This is a genomic window from Dyella caseinilytica, assembly GCF_016865235.1.
Lineage (GTDB): Bacteria > Pseudomonadota > Gammaproteobacteria > Xanthomonadales > Rhodanobacteraceae > Dyella_B > Dyella_B caseinilytica.
In genome coordinates this window covers 1,544,051-1,563,641 of the sequence record NZ_CP064030.1, presented here as the reverse complement: position 1 = coordinate 1,563,641, position 19,591 = coordinate 1,544,051, and the positions used below count along the sequence as shown (strand labels likewise).

The following is a 19,591-nucleotide window of genomic DNA, read 5'->3' as shown; positions in this document are numbered from 1 at the left end:
GCATGTTCACCCATTTGTTGAAAAAACTGCTTGGCGCACGCAGCCCGGAAGCGTGGCTGCAAGAACGGTTGGCGGTGTGGGCTGATTGGGTGGCCCCGTTGTCCGGCGCGGACGGCGTGGGTCGCGATGTCGCCTATGAAGATGCCTTTCTGGCAATTCGCGATGAAGTGGCCAAGCTTTCGGATATCGACGATGCGCTGATCGCACGCTCCTGCGAGCAACTGCTTAAGGAAACCGGAAAGGATCTTCGTCTGGCCGGCTACTACGCCTTCGCACGCTTGCGCCAACACGGTACCGCAGGTTTTGCAGACGGCCTGGAGCTGACCGCCGCACTGGTGGAGCGCTACGGCACCGCAGTCCAACCCTCACGCCAGGAGCCCAAGAAGGGCGCCCTGGAATGGCTGGCCGCTACGCGGATGATGGATCTGCTTGCCACGCGCGGCGCGTTCGAACCCGCCGATCTGGAACGTGCGATCGCGGCGCTGGATCTGCTGGTCAGGCGCACCCAAACCTGGCCGGAAGGCATGCGCCCCAACCTGCAGCCGCTGGTGTCGCGCTTTGAGATCGATGAGGCGCCTGCAATCGCTTCCGAATCGCCGGCTGCGCCAATGCTTGCCGCCAAAGCGCATTCTGCGCCAGGAGAAGTCGTTTCCACGCGTGACCTCATCGAGCGGGCACGCGTGATGGCCGCCTATCTGCGTAATCAGGAAAATGGCTACCTGCCATCGGCACGTCTGGTGCGCTGCGTGCGCTGGGATACGGTGTACGAAGTGCCGCCTTCAGACAATAAATCGCGCACCCGCCTGATCGCCCCGCGCAGTGAGCTTCGCCAGCAACTGAAGCGACTGGTACTGCAGAAGCAGTGGCACGAATTACTCGAACGCGTGGAAGGCGCGTTTATGGAAGGCGCCAACCATCTGTGGCTGGATCTGCAGTATTTCCAGCATATGGCACTGGACCATGCCGGCTCGCCCTATCGCGAGTGGCGCGACCTGCTGCATACGGATTTCTCATTATTGCTGTCACGACTGCCAGGCGTGGAACGGCTGGCCTTCAGCGATGGCACTCCGTTTGCCGACGATGCCACACTGGAATGGATCGCACGCAATACCGTGGTACACGAACTCGACCCCGTTCATGGCCTGACCGCGGCGATGCCGACCGGCGAGGCGGAGGAAAGAGGTATTGACTGGCCGGAAATCGAAGCGCAGTCGCGAGACCTGCTCGATAGCGAAGGACTCGATGCCACGCTGGCGTGGTTGACGCAGTTGCCCGGCCCGCTATCGGCGCGCCAGCGTTTTCTGCAACGCTGGCTGATGGCCCGCCTGGCCGACCAGGCCGGCCGTGATGATCTGGCGCGACACCTGCTGCACGAACTGGATACATCGGTGTGCGAATTGAACGTGCTCCATTGGGAGCCTTCGCTCACATTCGAGCTGAAACATCACCTGCTGCGCGTGCTTCGTCAGGGCCTGAACCGCAAGCATGCGGACAAAGTCACGCTGACCCATCACATCGAACAACTGCTCGGCGAACTGACCCGGCTTGATCCCGCGCGCGCTGCCACATTGAGCTGATGCACTTTATTTTTACGGATATCGCCCATGGACGACCCCATTCTGCGTTACTACGAAGCCGAGATGCGCTACCTGCGTGAAGCAGGCAAGGAATTCGCGCAACGGCATCCGGACCGGGCACGCGCGCTCAATATCGATCGCATTGGCGATCGCGATCCCTATGTGGAGCGTCTGCACGAGGGCTTCGCGTTTCTGACTGCACGCCTGCGCCAGAAACTCGACGATGAATTGCCCGAATTGACCGAAGGCTTGGTGAGCCTGCTGTGGCCGCACTACCTGCGCATGATTCCGTCGCTGTCGATGCTGGAAATACTGCCTTCGCGCGAAACGCTCCAGCAGACGGAAGTATTGAACGCTGGCATCACGGTACGTTCCGACGCGATCGGCGGTACCGGCGTGCGCTGCATGTATCGCACCACGCAGCCAGTAACCCTGCAACCCATCAGTCTGACCGAGGCCATGCCGGCGGTGCGGCACGATGGCCGGTCGGTGATTCGCCTGCGCTTCGAACTGGATCATTCCGCACGGCGCGAGTCGGTGGACCTGTCCACCATTCGCCTATATCTGAACGCGGATCTCCCCGTGGCGACCGCGATGCATCTGGCGCTGACACGTCACGTCAAAGCGGTGGCCTGGCGCATTCCGCAAGTGCGCGATGGCGAGGCGGTACCCTTGCCCGAGGTACGCTTTCAAGCGGGCGGCTTTGCACCACAAGACCGCTTATGGCCAAAGGCGGAAGCCGCCTTTTCCGGCTATCAGCTGTTGTTGGAATATTTCACCTTCCGCGAAAAATTTCTGTTCGTCGACGTGTGTGGCCTGGATATCTCGTTACTGCCCGAGCAAGCCAACAGCTTCGAGGTGGAAGTGCTGCTTGAGCATGATTATCCGCTCGACATGCGATTTAGTACGGAAAACGTACGACTGTTCTGCACCCCCATTATCAACCTGTTTGAGTTGGATGCCGAACCGATCCACGTCAACCACCACGATACGGAATATCGCGTGGTGCCCGCACATCATCACGGCGAATACGTGGAAACCTACTCGGTCGATGCGGTGGAATCGTTCGATCACGACACGGCCGAACGCCACGCCTACGTCCCGTTTTCGAGTTTCCGCCATCGTGGCGGCATGCTTCGACATGAAGCACCGGAGCGCTACTTCCATACCCGGGCACGGCAAGGCGCCAATGGCTTGTATGTCACCTCGCTGATCCTGGGCGGCCACGCCTGGTCATCCATGCAGGATCTTCCGGAAGAAACGCTTTCGCTGCGCGTCACCGGAACCAATGGCATGCTGCCGCGTAAAAGTTTGCGCGAAGCCAGCATCAACCAGGTGGTGGGCAATGCGCCGAATGTCACGCGCGTGCGCCATCTATGCACGCCGACGCTTCCGGTCTACCCGCCTGTGCACGACCGTTTCCAGTGGCGCGTGCTATCGCACCTTGCGCCCAATTTCCTTTCGCTGATGGATGCCGAAGTACTGCGCGGCGCACTCGCTTTGTACGACTGGACTGACGACGAACTCAACCGGCGCCGCCTCGCCGGCATTCGCCAAGTGACACAGACGCTGCAAGAACGCGTATCAGGCGGCGGCATCGTGCGTGGCGTGCTGATCGAGATAACGCTGGACAGTCACGCGTTCGCCGGAGAAGGCGATGTGCATCTGTTCGGTGAACTTCTGCATCGCTTCTTTGCACAGTATGCCGAAATGAATCTATACACCCAGCTAAGGATCGTAAGCCTGCCCAATGGACAGCGCATCACCTGGCCATGCAGCTTTGCAGAGCGATCGCCACTATGAACAGCTTTAACGCAGCAACCATGACGCCATTGATGCAGGCGTTGATGGCGCGTGCGCCACGCATGCAATTTTTCCAGCTATGCCGATTGCTTGAATTGCAGGCGCCGGAAAGCCCCGGCCTGGGTACGCAAGACAATGCCGACCACGAGCCCGTGCGCTTCCGGCCCTGGCCGCGCATGGGCTTTCCGGCATCGGAAGTCAGCGCCGTTGAGCAGGACGAAGAGCATCCACACCATCCGCCTGATGTACGCACCACCTTCATGGGGTTGTACGGTGTGGACGCGGCCATGCCCTCGCATCTGGTCAACGATATTGCCCTTCGGCGCGAAGGCTACGAAGCGGTCATGGCCTTTCTGGACATGTATCACCATCGGCTGGTGACGCTGCTGTATCGCACGTGGTCCAAGTACCGTTATCCGATGGGCTTTACGCCGGGTGGCCGCGATGAGCGCTCGCGCGATCTGCTCGCCTTGGCCGGCTTCGGTCTGGGTGAAAAGCCGGCCAAGGCAGGTTTGCCCGATTCACGCGTACTGGCCTTGCTTGGTCTGCTCAATCAGCGCACGCGCACCGCTGAAGGACTGGCAGGCGTCGTGATGCTGGCGGTACCTGGCGTCGGGGTGGATGTCGAAGAATTCCACTCGGTGTGGATCAAGGTGGATGCACCCGCATGCTTGGGCCGTTCCGTTCGCGAAGACGATGCATCCACGACACGCGGCCTGGGCCAGGGCGATGTGATTGGCCGTCGCATCCGCTGCCGCACCAAGACGGTTCGCATCACCCTGCGCCCCCGTTCCGCGGAACAGGTGGAAGCCCTGTTGCCAGGCTCCACTTCGTATCGCGATCTGATGGGTTTTCTGCGCAGCTATATCGGCGTGAAAGCCGACGCCGTGCTGCGGATGCGGGCGGACTCCGCGCTGATGCCCGCGCCTAAACTGGGGGACTCGCGCTCACGCATGTCCTGGACGATGCTGCTCAAGCCCAGCATGCCGCAAACACTAGATATACCGCTGGGACGCTATGAAGCGTTTCCGTCGCCTGCCATGGCTTCCGCACCAGCCTGCGCTGCCGGCGTCGCCGCATAAAAAGGGAGTTTCTCATGCGCACCATCACCCCAATCCTCATGGTCGCCGTCATGTGTCTGCTGCTGTCCGCATGCGGCGCATGGCAGACCATGTCTAGCGCCACGAGCAGCGCGTACCACGCCACCTTTTACAAGAAGGTCACTACGCTGGACGTGGATATGAAAGCGCGCGCCATGCTCAATCCCGACCCGCTTGGCCGCTCGTATTCCGTGGCTGTGCGTGTGTACCAGCTCAAAGATACCCAGCGCTTTCAGAACGCGAGTTACGACGACTTGCTAGCCAGCGACAAGACCATTCTGACGCAGGATCTGCAAGATGAGCGCGGCGTAGTGATTTATCCCGGCAGCAGTGCAAGCATGTCGCAGCCATTGAAGCCCGACACCCAGTACATAGGCATCGTTGCCTTCTACCGTGAGGCCAAGTCCGATGGCAGCTGGCGACTGGTCGTGCCGAAGAAAGATCTGTCCGCCGACACTCCACTCACGCTGGAACTGGTGGGCGATGCCATCATGCTGTCGAAGGATGTGCCTCACGATCTGCCGACCGTATCGCGCTAGGGTGTTTCTGATCTGCCCGGCCGCCATCGAAGCGGCCGGGATTGTGCCGGGTTACGTACGATAGTTTTGGTAAGACTTTTCTTCCACAAGCTGCGAACCCAGCTTCAGATTGATCTCGCGCTTCACCGCCGCACGCTCGTCGTTCTGGAAATACACCGAGCGTGCCAGCTCGATGAATTCTGCATCGAACTGCTGTGCCTTTTCCTTCAGGCGGATGCGGTCCTCGATATCCCACAACGCTTCGTTCACGGCAAGCAGACGTTCGCGCTCCTTGCTGATATCGGTCTGCGACGCGTGATGATTCGCCCAAGTAGCATTGAGCAGATTGAGTTCGTTATGCACGTTGACAAGCTTCGCCGGATCGGAGATGTGCCGCGACTTGATCTCGAGAATCGTGATCTTGTCGATCAGCTCGCCGAAGGACACCGGTACCTGGATCAGGCTCATGAAAACCTCGTACAGAAGAAGGCTGACTCGCAGCCGGAAACGGCGTCTATGATACCGCTCCTGGCCTGAGGTTTAGGCCTTGTCCTGTAAACGCGCGCAAAGCGCGTCGTAAAAAGCGGCTGGCAACTCAGCCCTGACCGGAACGCTCCACCAGTCAGCATGAGCAAAAGCCCGGCATTTCACGGCATCTTTCTCGGTCATCAGCACCGGCAAATGGTCACTGAAAACGAGATCCTCTGGGGCGAAGGCATGGTGATCGGGGAAGGCGTGAGGCATCACTTCGATGCCCTGCGCAGCCAGGCTAGCGAAAAAGCGCTGCGGATGGCCGATGGCCGCCACGGCGTGCACGCGCATACCTGAGAAGCCACTCAAGGCTTGTTCGTGTCCATCCAATAAGGCGCGAGCGGTACCACCGCGCAAGCGCATGGGCACTTCATGAGCCCGCGCCTCGCCACCATTGCAGACGCGGAAGTCGACGCGATCCAGGCGGCGCAGCGGCTCGCGCAACGGCCCTGCCGGCATCAAGTGAGCATTGCCGAAACGGCGTTCGCCGTCGATCACACAGATTTCGATATCGCGCGCCAGCCGGTAATGCTGCAGGCCATCGTCTGCAATGAGCACATTGCAACCGGCATCTACCAACAACTTGGCAGCAGCTGGCCGATCCCGGCCAATCGCCACCGGAACGCCTGCTGCGCGGATCAGCGCGGGCTCATCACCCATCTCGGAAGGATCAGGAAGATCCCCAAGCAGCATGGGCCCGCGCTGCGTACCGCCATAGCCGCGACTCACCACACCGGGCCGATAGCCGCGTTCGCGCAAAGCCTCGATCAAGGCCAGCGTCAGCGGCGTTTTGCCGGTGCCGCCGGCCGTCAGGTTACCGACCACGATCACCGGACAAGGCAGGCGCACCGTTTGCAACCAACCCAATCGATACATGCCACGCCGGGCAGCCACCACCAAGCCGTAAAGCCCGGCCAGGGCCGAACACCACCAGGGTAAGCGCGCTTGGCCGTACCAGCCCTTCTGGAGCGTCTCGGCCAGGCTCATCGCATCAATGGGCAACCACGGCCACAGAAGGTTCGTTGAATTGCATGCGATGCAACGCTGCGTAATGACCGCCCATGGCGATCAATTCCGCATGCGTGCCGCGCTCGACAACATGCCCATGATCCATCACCGCAATCTGGTCGGCATGCTCGATGGTAGACAAACGGTGGGCAATCACCAGCGTGGTTCGATCGCGCATCAACCTCTGCAAGGCCTGCTGGATCAAACGCTCCGATTCGGTATCGAGTGCACTGGTTGCTTCGTCCAGCACCAGGATCGGTGCGTTCTTGAGGATGGCGCGGGCGATGGCGATACGCTGGCGCTGGCCGCCAGACAACATGTTGCCGCCTTCGCCAATCTGATTGTGGATGCCATTGGGCAGCTTGGCGATGAATTCCATCGCGTTGGCAGCCTCGGCAGCGGCCCTGATGTCTTGCTCAGTGGCGCCGGCCAATTCACCGTAAGCGATGTTCTCGGCCACCGTGCCATCGAACAACACAACCTGCTGCCCCACCCAAGCGATCTGCTTGCGCAGCGAGGCCAGCGTATAGCTTTCGTAATCAGCACCATCCAACAGGATGCGGCCGCTGGTCGGTTCGTTGAAACGCGGCAACAGGCTGACCAAACTGCTCTTGCCGCTGCCGGAACGTCCTACCAACGCAGTAACGGTACCCGGCGCGCAATGCAGATCCACGCCAGACAGGGCTTCCATTTCGCTGCGCGGATAGATCAAGCGTACCTGCTCGAAGCGCAGGTCGCCCCGCGTACGTTCCAGCACCTTAGTGCCATGATCCACTTCCGGCGGAGTATCGATCAGCGCGAACAAATTCTCCGCAGCCGAGAGGCCGGTTTGAATCGTCGACTGCACGTTGGACAGACGCTTCAGCGAGGAAAGCATGCCGCCCATCGCGCCGAGGACAGACATGAATACACCCGGCGAAATGCTGTCAATCACCGCCGGACGCGAGGCCAGAAACACCATTCCCGCCAGCGCAAACGACGCCACCGATTGAATGGTCGAGCCCGATAGGGCACTGGTCGCCACGATCTTGAGGTTGAGATAACGCGCGCGCCCGGACACCTGCTTGAAGCGCTCAGCAGCCTGCTGCTGGCCGGCATAGATGCGTACCTCGCGATGGGCCTGCAGCATTTCTTCCACCGTGCCGGTGACCGAACCCATCATGCCTTGGATACGACGGCTGATGACGCGGTAGCGACGACTCACCGCCGTCGTTATCAGCACGATCGCAGGCACCAGCACCAACAACGCCGTGGTGAGGTACAGGCTCTGGTACAGCATCACGAAGAACATGCCGATGACGGTCACGCCTTCGGTGATGGCCACCTTCAGTGCATCGGTCGATGCGCCGGCAATCTGTTCACTGGTGAAGGTGATTCGCGAAACCTGATGGCCTGAGTGCTCATTGCCAAAATACGACGTCGGCAAATGAAGATACGCGCCAAACACATCGCGCTGCATGGTTTGCACCACGTTGCGCCCGACATAACCCATGCCGTAGTTGCTGATGTAGATCGCAATGCCGCGCACCAGGAAGATGCCGATAATCCAGATCGGCATCCAATGGATGAGATGAGGATCCTTCTTCGTCAGAAGGTTATCCATAATCGGCTGCAACTCACGAGTGAACAGCGCCAGGGCGCCGCCATCCACCGTGAAGCCCACAATGGCGATCAGGAGCACTGGCCAATAACGGGCCGAATAACCAAGCAATCGCTTGTAGACGCGGCGGCTTTCCGCGTCCCACAACGCGACTTTCTTTTTGCCTTCGCTCATTGGCCCGCTTCCGACTGGGTCGGCGTCGTCGCGATGGAAAGATGGGTAAAGCCGAGCTGGCCCAGCGCATCCATGGCGGTGACCACGTTCTGGTGTGCCGTCATCGCGTCGGCGCGGATGGTGACGGTCTGGCTGCGGTCATCGCCAGCCACACGGGCAATCGCTGTCTTGAGGGGGTCCACACCCTGCCCGATCACTTCGTCGCTGCCCACATAGAAATGGCCATCGCGATCCACCATGACCGTGATGGCCGGCTGCTGCATGTCGCGATCTTCTGCGCTGGCTTGCGGCAGATTCACTTTCAGACGCGAGTGCTGCACGAAGGTGGTCGTGAGCACGAAGAACATCAACAAAGTCAGCAGCACATCGATGAGCGAGACCACGTTGATCTCGAAATCGTCGCCACGACGGTCGTTACCGATACGCATGTGTCAGAACCTGTCCACTGTCTCTCAGACCGGCGCCTTGTCGCCAGCGGCGACAGAGGCACGACGCGGGCGTGGCGTAGCCGCGGGCGCGGACAGCGTGAGATCGTCCAGCAGCAAGGTAGCCTGCTTTTCCATGTCCACGCAGTAACCGGCCACCTTGGAACGGAAGTAGCGATGCAGCACATAGGCCGGGATCGCGACAGTCAAACCGGCTGCGGTGCAGATCAGTGCCTCACCGATGCCACCGGCCATCTTGGTCGGATCGGCCATGCCGCCTACCATCACTTGCATGAACATGCGGATCAGGCCGATGACCGTGCCAAACAGGCCGAGCAGCGGACCGATCAGCGCGATGGTGCCCAGCGTGTTCAGATAGCGCTCCATCCGGTGCACGACGTGGCGACCGGTATCTTCAATGCGCTCCTTGATCAGTTCGCGCGGGCGATTGCGCACGGCCAGCGCCGCGGCCAGCAATTCGCCCAGCGGTGAACCGGTGGAAAGTTTTTCCAGGTGGGCGGGATCGAGCTGATCGGAACGCGCCCATTCGCGCACTTCCTGAGAGAGTCCTGCCGGCAAAACCGAACTGCGGCGCAAGGTCCAGCACCGTTCCAACACGATCGCCAGCGCCACCGCCGAGCAGATCAGGATGGGCGCCATCGCCCAGCCGCCAGCCATCAGAATCTGACCCAAGTCATCCACAACCTAACTCCCGGCCCTGCCGTTTGCCTGAAGCAAGCATGATAGCAGCGTCCTAAAGGTATACCGTGCGGCTGGTGGCAATTCATTCCCGCCAGTAACGCCGCTCCAGCCGCCGCCAGCGAGCCGCGACAAAGGGCTGTGCGGTGGCTGGGAACTCAATCTGAATGGCGCCTTCCCGTGCGGTATTCAAGACCGGTACGCCGGCTTGTGCATAGCGCGCGAGCACCTCGGGCCGCGGGTGACCGAAACGATTGAGCCAGCCGGCCGAAACGACGGCCAACTCAGGTTCGATCGCCTTGATGAATGGTGCGCTGGAAGACGTTCGGCTGCCATGGTGAGGTACCTGCAACACCAATGGCGGCCCCGATCCCAAAGCGGCCGCGACACGCGGCTCCGTGTCAGAGGCGATGTCACCCGTCAGCAGTAACCGGCCGCCCCTTCCCTCCACCAGCAAGACACAGGATCGGTCATTGGCCGTAGACGCCGCTCCCATTCCGTCCGGACTCAACACTCGGAAACGCACACCATCCCATTCCCATTGCTGGCCCGCGAGACACTGTTCTGCCGGCAGCTGCATGCGATCCGGTTCACCCGCATAACGACGCGCCATCGGGAAAGCCGCCGCCACAGCGGGCGCACCACCGGCGTGATCGTTATCGGCATGGCTCACCATCAACATGTCCAGGCTATCGATGCCGAGCGCGTGCAGTGAAGGAATCACCACGGCCTCACCAAGATCAAATTGCGAGGGATAACGTGCACCGGCGTCGTAGACCAAAGCGTGATCACGCGTGCGCACTAACACCGACAAGCCCTGCCCTACATCCAGCACCCAAGCCTGGAATGCCCCCTTATCCGGCACATGCTGTATTGGCCACAGCAAAGGCAGGAACAGCAAAACACCCAGCGCTCTCAGCGGCACGCCACGTGGCATGAACAGCCAGACGGCGCCAAGTGTCGCCAGCATCAACGCCCACGGTTGCATCGTCGGCAAATACCAATGTGCGCCCGGCCAATGGGCCGTTTGCTCCAAGAGCCACCACTGAGCATGTGCGAGCCATGCCGATAACCAGAGTATCGGCGTCGCCAATGGCGGACATATCATCAGCAGCAACAGGCCCAACAACGCGAAGGGCACAATCACGAAACTGACAAAAGGTACGGCAACCAGATTGGACAAGGCGCCGACTAGGGATGCCTCTCCAAAAAACCACAAGGTGAGCGGCAACAATGCCACCGTCATCACGATCTGGCCCACCGTCAGCTCATGTAAAAACGCGCGCAGTCCGCGCCCTTTGGTTTCCAGGCACAGGATCAGAAAGCCCACGCCTACAAACGAAAGCCAGAATCCGGCTTCAAGCACCGCCAAGGGATCCACAAGCAAAATGGCGATCAACGCGAGCGCCAAGATGTTCGCACCTCCTGTCGCGCGTCGACTGCATCGGGCAAGGGCAACCGTGGCAATCATCAGCACGGTGCGCACTGTAGGCATGCCGAAACCGGCAACGCCCGCATAGGCAAAAGCCCATGACAGCGCTGCCGTGGCTTGCGCCTGCGGGCGAGGCCAATACAAGGCCAACGATGGCCACGCCCAATAGAACGTCCAGCACAACCAGGCACCAAACACGGCAGCCACACCAACATGAAATCCCGAAATGGCGATCAGGTGAGAAACGCCGTTTGCACGTGCGACGTCCCAGTCCTGTGTGTCCAGACCACGTGTGTCGCCAATAGTAAATGCGCGCAGCAGCGTCGCGTCATGGGTGTCCGACACACGCTGCTGAATATCGCTGGCCAGCGATGCGCGCAGTCGATCCATGCACCAGGCAGTCGCGGATTGCCGCTGATTGGACGAATCGTCGCGCACATAGCCAACCGCAGCGATATCCCGCGCCAGCGCACTGCGCTCACTATCGGTACCACCGGGGTTGACCATGCCACGAGGCCGGCGCAAACGAAGTTGCAATTGCCAGCGCGAACAAGGTACCAGCTCCGCAGGAGGCTCGCCGTACCAACTTATGCGAGCAAGGCCATGCCAAGGCACAGCTTGTCCGTTGCGTGCAGCGCGCTCAATCTGGAACAGGAAGCTCGTCGCATCGGCCCGGCTCTGTGCCAAGCCAATTACACGACCCTGCACTTCGAAATCCTGCCCCTCCCAATCGGCAGGCAGGCGCTCCTGCATAGCCATACCACCTCGCCATGCAGCCCACCCAAAGCCGAGTAAGACGATGAACAGCCAGCGCAACGGCGGAATCCGCCAACTGAGCAGCAAGGCCGCACCAAGCAGAATCGTTATCCACAAACGCGATGGCAATACCGGCAGCCACTGCACCGAGAGCGCGCCGGCTAGCAGCGCGATAGCTACCACTATCACTCCCGGCCATGTTCCTGTTTGCTGCACGTGCCTGCTACTCGCCTCCCGATCAGGCGAAACTAGCGCACGCGGCGATGCCTCCATGTAGGAGGCAAGCTTTTGCTGCTGAAGGAATGTCGCTGCGCTTCGGTTGGGCTGAGGCGAAGCAGCCCAGTACGCGAACCGGTCGTCTAGTTGGCGTTCTTCTCGCGCAGTTCGCCGTTGTGCAGCTCCAGCGTGCGGTCCATGCGCGCTGCGAGCCGATTGTCGTGCGTCACCAGGATGAAACTGGTACCGATCTCGCGATTCAACTCCAGCATCAGGGCATAGACCTGCGCGGCGTTGTCTTCGTCCAGGTTACCGGTGGGCTCGTCGCCCAGCACGCACGAAGGGCGCGTGACCAGCGCGCGCGCCACTGCGCAGCGCTGGCGTTCGCCACCGGAAAGCTCGGACGGCTTGTGTTCCAGACGCTGGCCAAGACCGACGCGCTCCAGCAACACCTTGGCCTGCTTCTGTGCTTCGCCGATGTTGGTGCCGCGAATCAGCAGCGGCATACACACGTTCTCGAGCGCAGTGAATTCCGGCAGCAAATGATGGAACTGGTAGATGAAGCCCATCGAGCGATTGCGCACACGGCCGCGAGCCGCATCGGAAAGCTTGGAAAGCAGCTGGCCTTCCACTTCCACTTCGCCACTGGTCAACGTATCAAGTCCGCCGATGATATGCAGCAGCGTGCTCTTGCCGGAGCCGGATGCGCCGACAATCGACAAGGTTTCACCGCGCTTGAGGGTGAAGCTCACATCGGTCAGCACCTTGGTGTGCAGATCGCCTTCTTCATAGGTCTTGGCGATATGGCTGGCACGCAGCACGATGTCCGTCGAAGCATTCGTCATAGGCTTATTCATAGCGCAGCGCCTGCGCCGGTTGGGTACGCGATGCACGCCAGGCGGGATACAGCGTAGCAAGCATGGCGAAGGCGAAGGTGATCAGCGCCACCCAGGTCACGTCATGCCAGTCGAGTTTGCTGGGCACTTCGCTGATGTAATAAATATCAGGCGAAAGGAAGGTATATCCCGTGACGTGCTCGATCCACTTCACGATGCCAGGCAAGCGCCACGACAGCAGCGACCCCAGGGTCACGCCAAAAAAGATACCTACCACACCCACCAACACGCCTTGCACCATGAACATGCCCATGATGCTGCGCGGGGTCGAGCCCAGCGTTCGCAGAATGGCGATATCCGCCTGCTTGTCCGTCACCAGCATCATCAGCATCGAAATCAGATTGATGACCGCTACCAGGATGATCAACGAGAGGATGATGAACATCACTTTCTTCTCCATCGAAATCGCGGAGAAGAAGTTGGAATGGCTGTCCATCCACGTCGTCACCATGTAGATCTGCCCCAGCGTGTTGGCCAGGTCACGCGCGACGGAATGGGCGTTGTACATGTCATCCAGTTTGAGACGAATGCCCGTGGGACCGTTGACGCCGGCGAGCGCTTCGGCATCTTGCATGTTGATCAAACCGGTCCCGGAATCGAACTCCTCCATGCCCATCTCGAAGATGCCGCTGACTTTGAAGCGGCGCAGCAAGGGCATGGCACCCGATGGGGTGGCGCGCAACACCGGTACCACCATGATCACCGAGTCGCCAACACTGACGCCCAGCTGCACGGCGAGATCCTTGCCGAGCACAATGTTCCAGCTACGCGGTGTCAGCGAGTCGAACGAACCCTCGATCATGTGTGTATTGAAATCCGAAACTTTCGGTTCTTCCGACGTTTCGATGCCGCGCACGATCGCGCCGCTGGATCGCTGCGCTTGCAGGAACGCCTGAATCTCCACGTAAGGTGCGGCGCCCCTCACGTGCGGATTGGACTTGGCTGTCGTGATCGCGTACTGCCAGTTCTGCACGCTCTCCCCCGGCAGGCCGGACACCGTAGCGTCGGAGATCGCACCGAGGATGCGCGAGCGCAACTGATCATCGAAACCGTTCATCACCGACATCACCGTGATCAGCGCCATCACACTGATGGTGATGCAAACGATGGAAACGGTAGAGATGAAGGAGATGAACTGGTTGCGCCGTTTGGCTCGCGTGTAGCGCAGGCCGATGAATAGCTCGAGCGGTCGGAACATGTAAGGGTCGCTTGTGGGGTCGGTTGACAGGTCTTCCGATGGCCTGGTGATCGCTGATCACCGGGGTTTTCCTAAGACCATGCCGCGGGCGCAGAGTGCCCGAAGCCGGGCATGGCGGCAACTTTTGGCTAATCCTGGTCCTGATCGCGGTCCCGCAGCACAGCCAGCCGCATTCTCAGGCGCCGCCGGATATCGGCATCGCTGTTGTCGGGCACCAGCCACAGGGTAAGCCTGCCGTAGCGTTGGCTGGCCAGGCGCAGCAAGACCATGCCAAGCATGCTGCGGGACGAAAGCAGGGCTGCGGGATCATCCGAACCGTCGATGCCTCGCAACGTCCAGCCGGATTGATGAGCCCATCCCACCGCGTTGATCGGCAGGCTTAGAAGACGCACGGCGCGGCGACAGCCTGCCGTGACGGCCAGGACCACCAGCAGCCGAAAGATCAGCGGCGTACCGGACAGCACCACAGCCAGCGCGGCCAGCAGTGTCACAAGGACAAAAAGACGGGCTACCCAGCGCGAGGCGCGATATTCAAAGCCGATGGCGGGTGCGGATGTCATCGATGATCGCCTGCCAATCCGCACGCGGCGGCTGGGCGTGCCCCATCACCCAGTCCCATAGATCAGGGTCCTGCACATCGAGCAGTTCGTCGAAGGCCTGGCGCTGCGCTTCATCGGCGGTAGGGAACGAGGTTTCCAGCCAGCCGCCAAACAAGGCGTCAAGCTCGCGCGTGCCGCGGCGGGTGCGCCAGCGAAGTCGCTTGAAACGCTCCGTGTCCATTTAGCATCCACCGCTTCGAGGGTGAAGAAATCTTCCAATTTTCCTCGCCGTCATGCCCGCGAAAGCGGGAATCCATTGACGTCTTTCGTCAAAGGGCAACATGGATTCCCGCTTTCGCGGGAATGACAACGAGGTAAAACTAGCCATGGCGCTATACCGAAGCTTTGGGTAGAAACCCATCAAGCCGAACGGCGCTCCACGATCAGCTTCTTGATCTCCGCAATCGCCTTCGCCGGGTTCAAACCCTTCGGGCAGGTGCGCGCGCAGTTCATGATGGTGTGGCAGCGGTACAGCTTGAACGGATCTTCCAGATCGTCCAGGCGCGCACCGGTGTCCTCGTCACGCGAGTCGACGATCCAGCGGTATGCCTGCAGCAGAATTGCCGGACCCAGGTAGCGGTCGCCGTTCCACCAATAGCTGGGGCAACTGGTCGAGCAGCAAGCGCATAGGATGCACTCATACAGACCATCCAGCTTCTTGCGGTCTTCCGGCGACTGCAGGCGCTCGCGGTCCGGTGTCGCGCTCTGCGTACGCAGCCATGGCTTGATCGAAGCAAACTGCGCGTAGAAGTGCGTGAGATCCGGCACCAGATCCTTCACCACCGGCATATGCGGCAGCGGATAGATCTTCACGTCGCCCGATGCGCACTCCGTGATGGCCCGGGTACAGGCCAGCGTGTTGGTGCCGTCGATGTTCATCGCGCACGAACCGCAGATGCCTTCGCGGCAGGAGCGGCGCAAGGTGAGCGTTGGGTCGATCTCGTTCTTGATCTTCAGCAGCGCGTCCAGAACCATCGGGCCGCAGGCGGCCAGATCGACTTCATAGGTGTCGATGCGCGGGTTCTGGCCATCATCCGGCGACCAGCGATAGATACGGAACGTACGCGGTTTCTTCGCGTCTTTCGCCGGATAGTGCTTGCCCGGCTGGATCTTGGAATTCTTCGGTAGCGTGAACTCGGCCACGATTGCCTCGACTATGTTGGTGCGTTCGTCCTTGAACGCGAAAGTCAAAAGGGCGGCCATCCATGACCGCACTTTCCAATTTCAACTAGTAAACGCGCTTCTTCGGCGGCACCACCTCGACCTCGGAGGTCAAGGTGTACATGTGCACCGGCCGGAAGTCGAAGCTGGTCTTGCCGCTTTCGTCGACCTTCACCAGCGTGTGCTTCATCCAGTTGTGGTCGTCGCGGTCGGGGAAGTCTTCGCGGGCGTGTGCGCCACGGCTCTCCTCACGCTGAGCGGCCGAATGCATGGTGGCCACGGCTTGACCCAGCAAGTTGGACAACTCCAAGGTCTCGATCAGGTCGGAGTTCCAAACCATCGAACGGTCGCTCACGCGCACGTCCTTGAACGAGTCGTAGACCTCGGAAATCTTCTTCGAGCCTGCCTGTAGCGTTTCGCCGGTACGGAACACGGCGGCGTCATCCTGCATGGTGCGCTGCATGTTTGCGCGGATCTTCGCGGTGGGTGTCCCGCCGTTGGCGTGACGCAACGCGTCGAAGCGACCGAGTGCCTTGTCCAGCGCGCTGGCCGGCAGGTCCTTGTGCGCCAAGCCTGGCTTGATGATTTCAGCGCAGCGATGCGACACCGCGCGTCCGAACACCACCAGGTCGAGGAGCGAGTTGGAGCCAAGGCGGTTGGCGCCGTGCACCGACACGCAAGCCGCTTCGCCGATGGCGAATAGGCCAGGCACCACCGAATCCACATCGTCGCCCTTCTTCTGCACGACTTCGCCATAGTAATTGGTGGGAATGCCGCCCATGTTGTAGTGCACGGTGGGCAGTACCGGGATCGGCTCCTTGGTGACGTCGACGCCAGCGAAGATGCGTGCGGATTCGGCGATACCAGGCAGGCGCTCGTGAATCACTTCAGGACCCAGGTGCATCAGGTTCAGATGCACGTGATCCTTGTGTTCGCCCACGCCGCGGCCTTCGCGGATCTCTACCGTCATGGCACGACTGACTACGTCACGCGAAGCCAGGTCCTTGGCGCTCGGCGCATAGCGCTCCATGAAGCGCTCGCCCTTGGAGTTGGTGAGGTAACCGCCCTCGCCGCGCACACCTTCGGTGATCAGGCAGCCAGCACCGTAGATGCCGGTGGGATGGAACTGCACGAACTCCATGTCCTGCAACGCGAGACCCGAGCGCAGCACCATGCCGCCGCCATCGCCGGTGCAGGTATGTGCCGAAGTGGCGCTGAAGTAGGCGCGGCCGTAACCACCCGTCGCCAATACCACAGACTGCCCGCGGAACAGATGCAAGGTGCCTTCGTTCATGTCGAGCGCCAGCACGCCGCGGCACACGCCATCGTCGTCGAAGATCAGATCGATGGCGAAGTATTCGACAAAGAAGGTGGCGTCATGCGCCAGCGCCTGCTGATACAAGGTATGCAGGATGGCGTGACCGGTACGGTCGGCGGCGGCGCAGGTACGCTGCGCGGTGCCCTTGCCGTAATGCGTGGTCATGCCACCGAACGGACGCTGGTAAATGCGGCCGTCGTCGGTACGCGAGAACGGCACGCCGTAGTGTTCCAGTTCCAGAATCGAGGGAATGGCCTCGCGGCACATGTACTCGATCGCATCCTGGTCGCCCAGCCAGTCCGAGCCCTTGATGGTGTCGTAGAAATGGAAGCGCCAGTCGTCTTCGCCCATGTTGCCGAGCGCAGCGGCGATACCACCCTGCGCCGCCACAGTGTGCGAACGGGTCGGAAACACCTTGGTGATACATGCGGCCTTCAGGCCCTTCTCGGCCAGGCCGAAGGTGGCGCGCAGGCCCGCGCCGCCAGCGCCGACCACGATCACGTCATATTTGTGCTGCTGAATCTTGTAGGCTTCCATCGGCCTCAGGCTCCCAATGCGATGCGCAGCACAGCCAGCGTGCTGGCCAGCACGCTAAGCACCGCGATGAACTTGATCGCCACGAGAAGGACAATCTCCTTCCAGCGCGTATGCACGTAATCTTCGATCACCACTTGCAGGCCAAGCACGGCGTGCCAGAACACGGTGATCACGAAGGCAATCAGCAGCACCGCGTTCCACGGCTTGGCCACGGCCGCACGGGCAGTGGCGTAGTCAGCGTGCAGTAGACCCAACACCAGCGTTACAAACCACAGCACCAGCACAATCAGGGCTACAGCGGTCACGCGCTGGGTCCACCAGTGGCCGACGCCGAACTGGGAGGAACCGAGCCCGCGTGCACGCTTGAGTGGGTTGCGCAGATCCTTGGCATTCGTGCTCATGCGACACCTCCGGCAGTCAGCACGTAAGCCCAGACGAGCAGGGTCAGCACCAGGCTACCGATGATCGACATCCAGCTGGAGCGTACAAATTGCGGAATGGCATAGCCGGCGCCCGCGTCCTGGATCAGGTGACGGATGCCGTTGCACAGGTGGTAGAAAAGTGACCAGGTCCAGCCGATCAGCAGGATCATGCCGAGCGGGCTGCCATTGCAGACCTTGAACTGGTTGAAAGCGTCTTCGCCAGCGGCCAGTGAAACAAGACCCCACAGGACCATCAGCGTGCCCACGGCAAGGGCGATGCCGGAGGCGCGATGCAGGATGGAAGTCACCATCTGCACTTGCCACTTATATATCTGTAGGTGCGGTGAAAGCGGTCGTTGTGTGTCTGCCATGGCGGCTATCCTGGGTGGAATCGCTTGATGCCCGCACCGCCACCTGCTCCCCTGCTCCATCGCCGCGTCCACGACGCAGCTCCGGCGCCGTGGATCAGAAGTCGATGCAGCGCCCGTTCTTTTCCCAATCGCCGTAGCGCGTGGGATCCGGTGCCGGTCGCCCGCCTTGTTCCTGCTCCTGCGCGGGCAAAGCAGGCGTTACAGCACGCTCCGTCTTCGCGGGTTCGGGAATGGTGGCGGGTTTGGAGGATGTGTCGGGCATAGTTATCGCCAAAAGCGTAATACTTGCGGCATAGCGGCACAACCGGTTGACGTACGCCCTCAAGCGTTGCAGGCATCCGCTTGCGGCCTTGCACCATACGCCCATTGCCCCCATCACAACGCAATGCAGACATCCAGCCCCGCCCAAGCAATCTTCATCGATGGCCCGGACGCCACCGCCTTCGCGCATGGCCAATTCACCAGCCAGGTTGCCACCCTGCCCGTCGGCCAGTGGCAATTCAGCAGTTGGCTCGATGCACAAGGGCGCATCCGTCATCTGTTCCATCTTGCTCGATTAAGCGACGAACGCTTGCTGGTGTTTTTGCGCGGCGGAGAAGCTACACATTTTGTTGATGCGTTGCGTCGTTTCGTATTTCGTTCGCGCGTCAAACTGCAGATCGCGGAAGGCATGAAGCTGCGAACCGGCGATGCACTTCCTGTACATATTGTCGATACGCAAGACGACATCATTCGATTGGGTTGTGGCTCGCACTCACTGCAACTGGGTGTCGATATAGCTCACGATGATGCGTGGCAACTCGCGCAACTGCACACAGGCTGGCCTTGGCTTTCCAACACAACGTTGAATGAATTCCTGCCGCCTTCATTGTCATTACATCGACTTGGCGCGGTCGCTTTGGACAAGGGTTGTTATCCCGGACAAGAGATCGTTGCACGCCTGCATTATCGCGGCGGGAACAAACGTCACCTTCATCGAGTCAAACTCTCCAGAGAGGTTTCCGATGGCGTGGAACTGCGTCGCGGTGATCGTGAATTCGTACGATTGCTCACTGTCATTTCGCATAACAACAGCATCGAAGCACTCGCTGTCATCACCGATGAGACAGCCAACAACATCGCGCAAAGTGCCGAAAACACTAGCGATGACGGCGTTTCAGTGACACTTTTGGAGAGCTGGCAGGATTGATTTCAATACCTTGCGAGACACACTTTCAGTGTGAGCAAAACGTGAACTGAATAGGCCAGGC

General features: G+C 60.5%; 20 protein-coding genes. 5 read left to right on the top strand and 15 right to left on the bottom strand.

Features of this window, described 5'->3' with window-relative positions; all coding sequences use genetic code 11:
* Positions 1–2: 2 nt before the first annotated feature.
* The 4 genes from tssA to tssJ are packed head-to-tail and all read left to right on the top strand — an operon-like array spanning position 3 to position 5,019.
* The gene (tssA, locus tag ISN74_RS06685) at positions 3–1,577 is read left to right on the top strand and encodes a type VI secretion system protein TssA (RefSeq protein ID WP_188798592.1); all 1,575 of its coding nucleotides are present in this window, start codon (positions 3–5) and stop codon (positions 1,575–1,577) included.
* A gap of 27 nt (positions 1,578–1,604) precedes the next feature.
* Positions 1,605–3,380 (top strand): type VI secretion system baseplate subunit TssF, encoded by a 1,776-nt coding sequence (gene tssF, locus ISN74_RS06680; RefSeq protein WP_188798585.1) that lies wholly within the window; start codon positions 1,605–1,607, stop codon positions 3,378–3,380.
* Positions 3,377–4,462: a type VI secretion system baseplate subunit TssG gene (tssG, locus tag ISN74_RS06675; RefSeq protein ID WP_188798583.1), complete on the top strand. Its 1,086-nt coding sequence runs from the start codon at positions 3,377–3,379 to the stop codon at positions 4,460–4,462. Before tssF ends, tssG begins: the two co-directional genes overlap by 4 nt.
* Positions 4,463–4,476: 14 nt before the next feature.
* On the top strand, positions 4,477–5,019 hold the full coding sequence (tssJ, locus tag ISN74_RS06670; protein ID WP_188798581.1) for a type VI secretion system lipoprotein TssJ: 543 nt from the start codon (positions 4,477–4,479) through the stop codon (positions 5,017–5,019).
* Between the two features lie 51 nt (positions 5,020–5,070).
* Here the strand turns inward: tssJ and ISN74_RS06665 are convergent, their stop codons facing one another.
* The 15 genes from ISN74_RS06665 to ISN74_RS06595 all read right to left on the bottom strand — a co-directional run bounded on the left by ISN74_RS06665 (position 5,071) and on the right by ISN74_RS06595 (position 18,603).
* On the bottom strand, positions 5,071–5,466 hold the full coding sequence (locus tag ISN74_RS06665; RefSeq protein WP_188798579.1) for a DUF6165 family protein: 396 nt from the start codon (positions 5,464–5,466) through the stop codon (positions 5,071–5,073).
* Between the two features lie 72 nt (positions 5,467–5,538).
* Positions 5,539–6,516: a tetraacyldisaccharide 4'-kinase gene (gene lpxK, locus ISN74_RS06660; protein WP_188798577.1), complete on the bottom strand. Its 978-nt coding sequence runs from the start codon at positions 6,514–6,516 to the stop codon at positions 5,539–5,541.
* A 4-nt stretch (positions 6,517–6,520) separates the two neighbouring features.
* Positions 6,521–8,311, bottom strand: a complete 1,791-nt coding sequence (gene msbA / locus ISN74_RS06655; RefSeq protein ID WP_188798575.1) for a lipid A export permease/ATP-binding protein MsbA — start codon at positions 8,309–8,311, stop codon at positions 6,521–6,523.
* Entirely contained in the window at positions 8,308–8,739 is a 432-nt protein-coding gene (locus tag ISN74_RS06650; protein ID WP_188798573.1) for an ExbD/TolR family protein, read from the bottom strand. The genes msbA and ISN74_RS06650 overlap by 4 nt, the downstream gene beginning before the upstream one ends.
* Before the next feature lie 24 nt (positions 8,740–8,763).
* On the bottom strand, positions 8,764–9,414 hold the full coding sequence (locus ISN74_RS06645) for a MotA/TolQ/ExbB proton channel family protein (protein WP_188799552.1): 651 nt from the start codon (positions 9,412–9,414) through the stop codon (positions 8,764–8,766).
* 106 nt (positions 9,415–9,520) lie between these two features.
* Positions 9,521–11,806, bottom strand: a complete 2,286-nt coding sequence (locus ISN74_RS06640) for a DNA internalization-related competence protein ComEC/Rec2 (RefSeq protein WP_229679215.1) — start codon at positions 11,804–11,806, stop codon at positions 9,521–9,523.
* 176 nt (positions 11,807–11,982) lie between these two features.
* Positions 11,983–12,696, bottom strand: coding sequence for a lipoprotein-releasing ABC transporter ATP-binding protein LolD (lolD, locus tag ISN74_RS06635; RefSeq protein ID WP_188798569.1), 714 nt, complete (start codon positions 12,694–12,696; stop codon positions 11,983–11,985).
* A complete protein-coding gene (locus ISN74_RS06630) occupies positions 12,689–13,933 on the bottom strand; it encodes a lipoprotein-releasing ABC transporter permease subunit (RefSeq protein ID WP_188798567.1) in 1,245 nt (414 codons plus the stop codon). The genes lolD and ISN74_RS06630 overlap by 8 nt, the downstream gene beginning before the upstream one ends.
* 128 nt (positions 13,934–14,061) lie before the next feature.
* Positions 14,062–14,493, bottom strand: coding sequence for a YgfX family protein (locus ISN74_RS06625; RefSeq protein WP_188798565.1), 432 nt, complete (start codon positions 14,491–14,493; stop codon positions 14,062–14,064).
* On the bottom strand, positions 14,465–14,713 hold the full coding sequence (locus ISN74_RS06620) for an FAD assembly factor SdhE (RefSeq protein ID WP_188798563.1): 249 nt from the start codon (positions 14,711–14,713) through the stop codon (positions 14,465–14,467). Before ISN74_RS06620 ends, ISN74_RS06625 begins: the two co-directional genes overlap by 29 nt.
* Before the next feature lie 179 nt (positions 14,714–14,892).
* On the bottom strand, positions 14,893–15,675 hold the full coding sequence (locus ISN74_RS06615; protein WP_188799551.1) for a succinate dehydrogenase iron-sulfur subunit: 783 nt from the start codon (positions 15,673–15,675) through the stop codon (positions 14,893–14,895).
* A gap of 85 nt (positions 15,676–15,760) precedes the next feature.
* Positions 15,761–17,548: a succinate dehydrogenase flavoprotein subunit gene (sdhA, locus tag ISN74_RS06610; protein ID WP_188798561.1), complete on the bottom strand. Its 1,788-nt coding sequence runs from the start codon at positions 17,546–17,548 to the stop codon at positions 15,761–15,763.
* Positions 17,549–17,553: 5 nt separating this feature from the next.
* Positions 17,554–17,949, bottom strand: a complete 396-nt coding sequence (gene sdhD, locus ISN74_RS06605; RefSeq protein WP_188798559.1) for a succinate dehydrogenase, hydrophobic membrane anchor protein — start codon at positions 17,947–17,949, stop codon at positions 17,554–17,556.
* Positions 17,946–18,341: a succinate dehydrogenase, cytochrome b556 subunit gene (gene sdhC / locus ISN74_RS06600; RefSeq protein ID WP_188798558.1), complete on the bottom strand. Its 396-nt coding sequence runs from the start codon at positions 18,339–18,341 to the stop codon at positions 17,946–17,948. Before sdhC ends, sdhD begins: the two co-directional genes overlap by 4 nt.
* Before the next feature lie 94 nt (positions 18,342–18,435).
* Complete coding sequence (locus ISN74_RS06595) at positions 18,436–18,603, bottom strand: DUF1674 domain-containing protein (RefSeq protein WP_188798556.1); 168 nt, start codon at positions 18,601–18,603, stop codon at positions 18,436–18,438.
* A gap of 123 nt (positions 18,604–18,726) precedes the next feature.
* Here ISN74_RS06595 and ygfZ point away from each other — a divergent pair, with 123 nt between their 5' ends.
* Positions 18,727–19,530 carry a CAF17-like 4Fe-4S cluster assembly/insertion protein YgfZ gene (gene ygfZ / locus ISN74_RS06590; protein ID WP_188798554.1) on the top strand — a complete coding sequence of 268 codons (804 nt, stop codon included), beginning with the start codon at positions 18,727–18,729 and terminating at the stop codon, positions 19,528–19,530.
* The last annotated feature ends 61 nt before the right edge of the window (positions 19,531–19,591 follow it).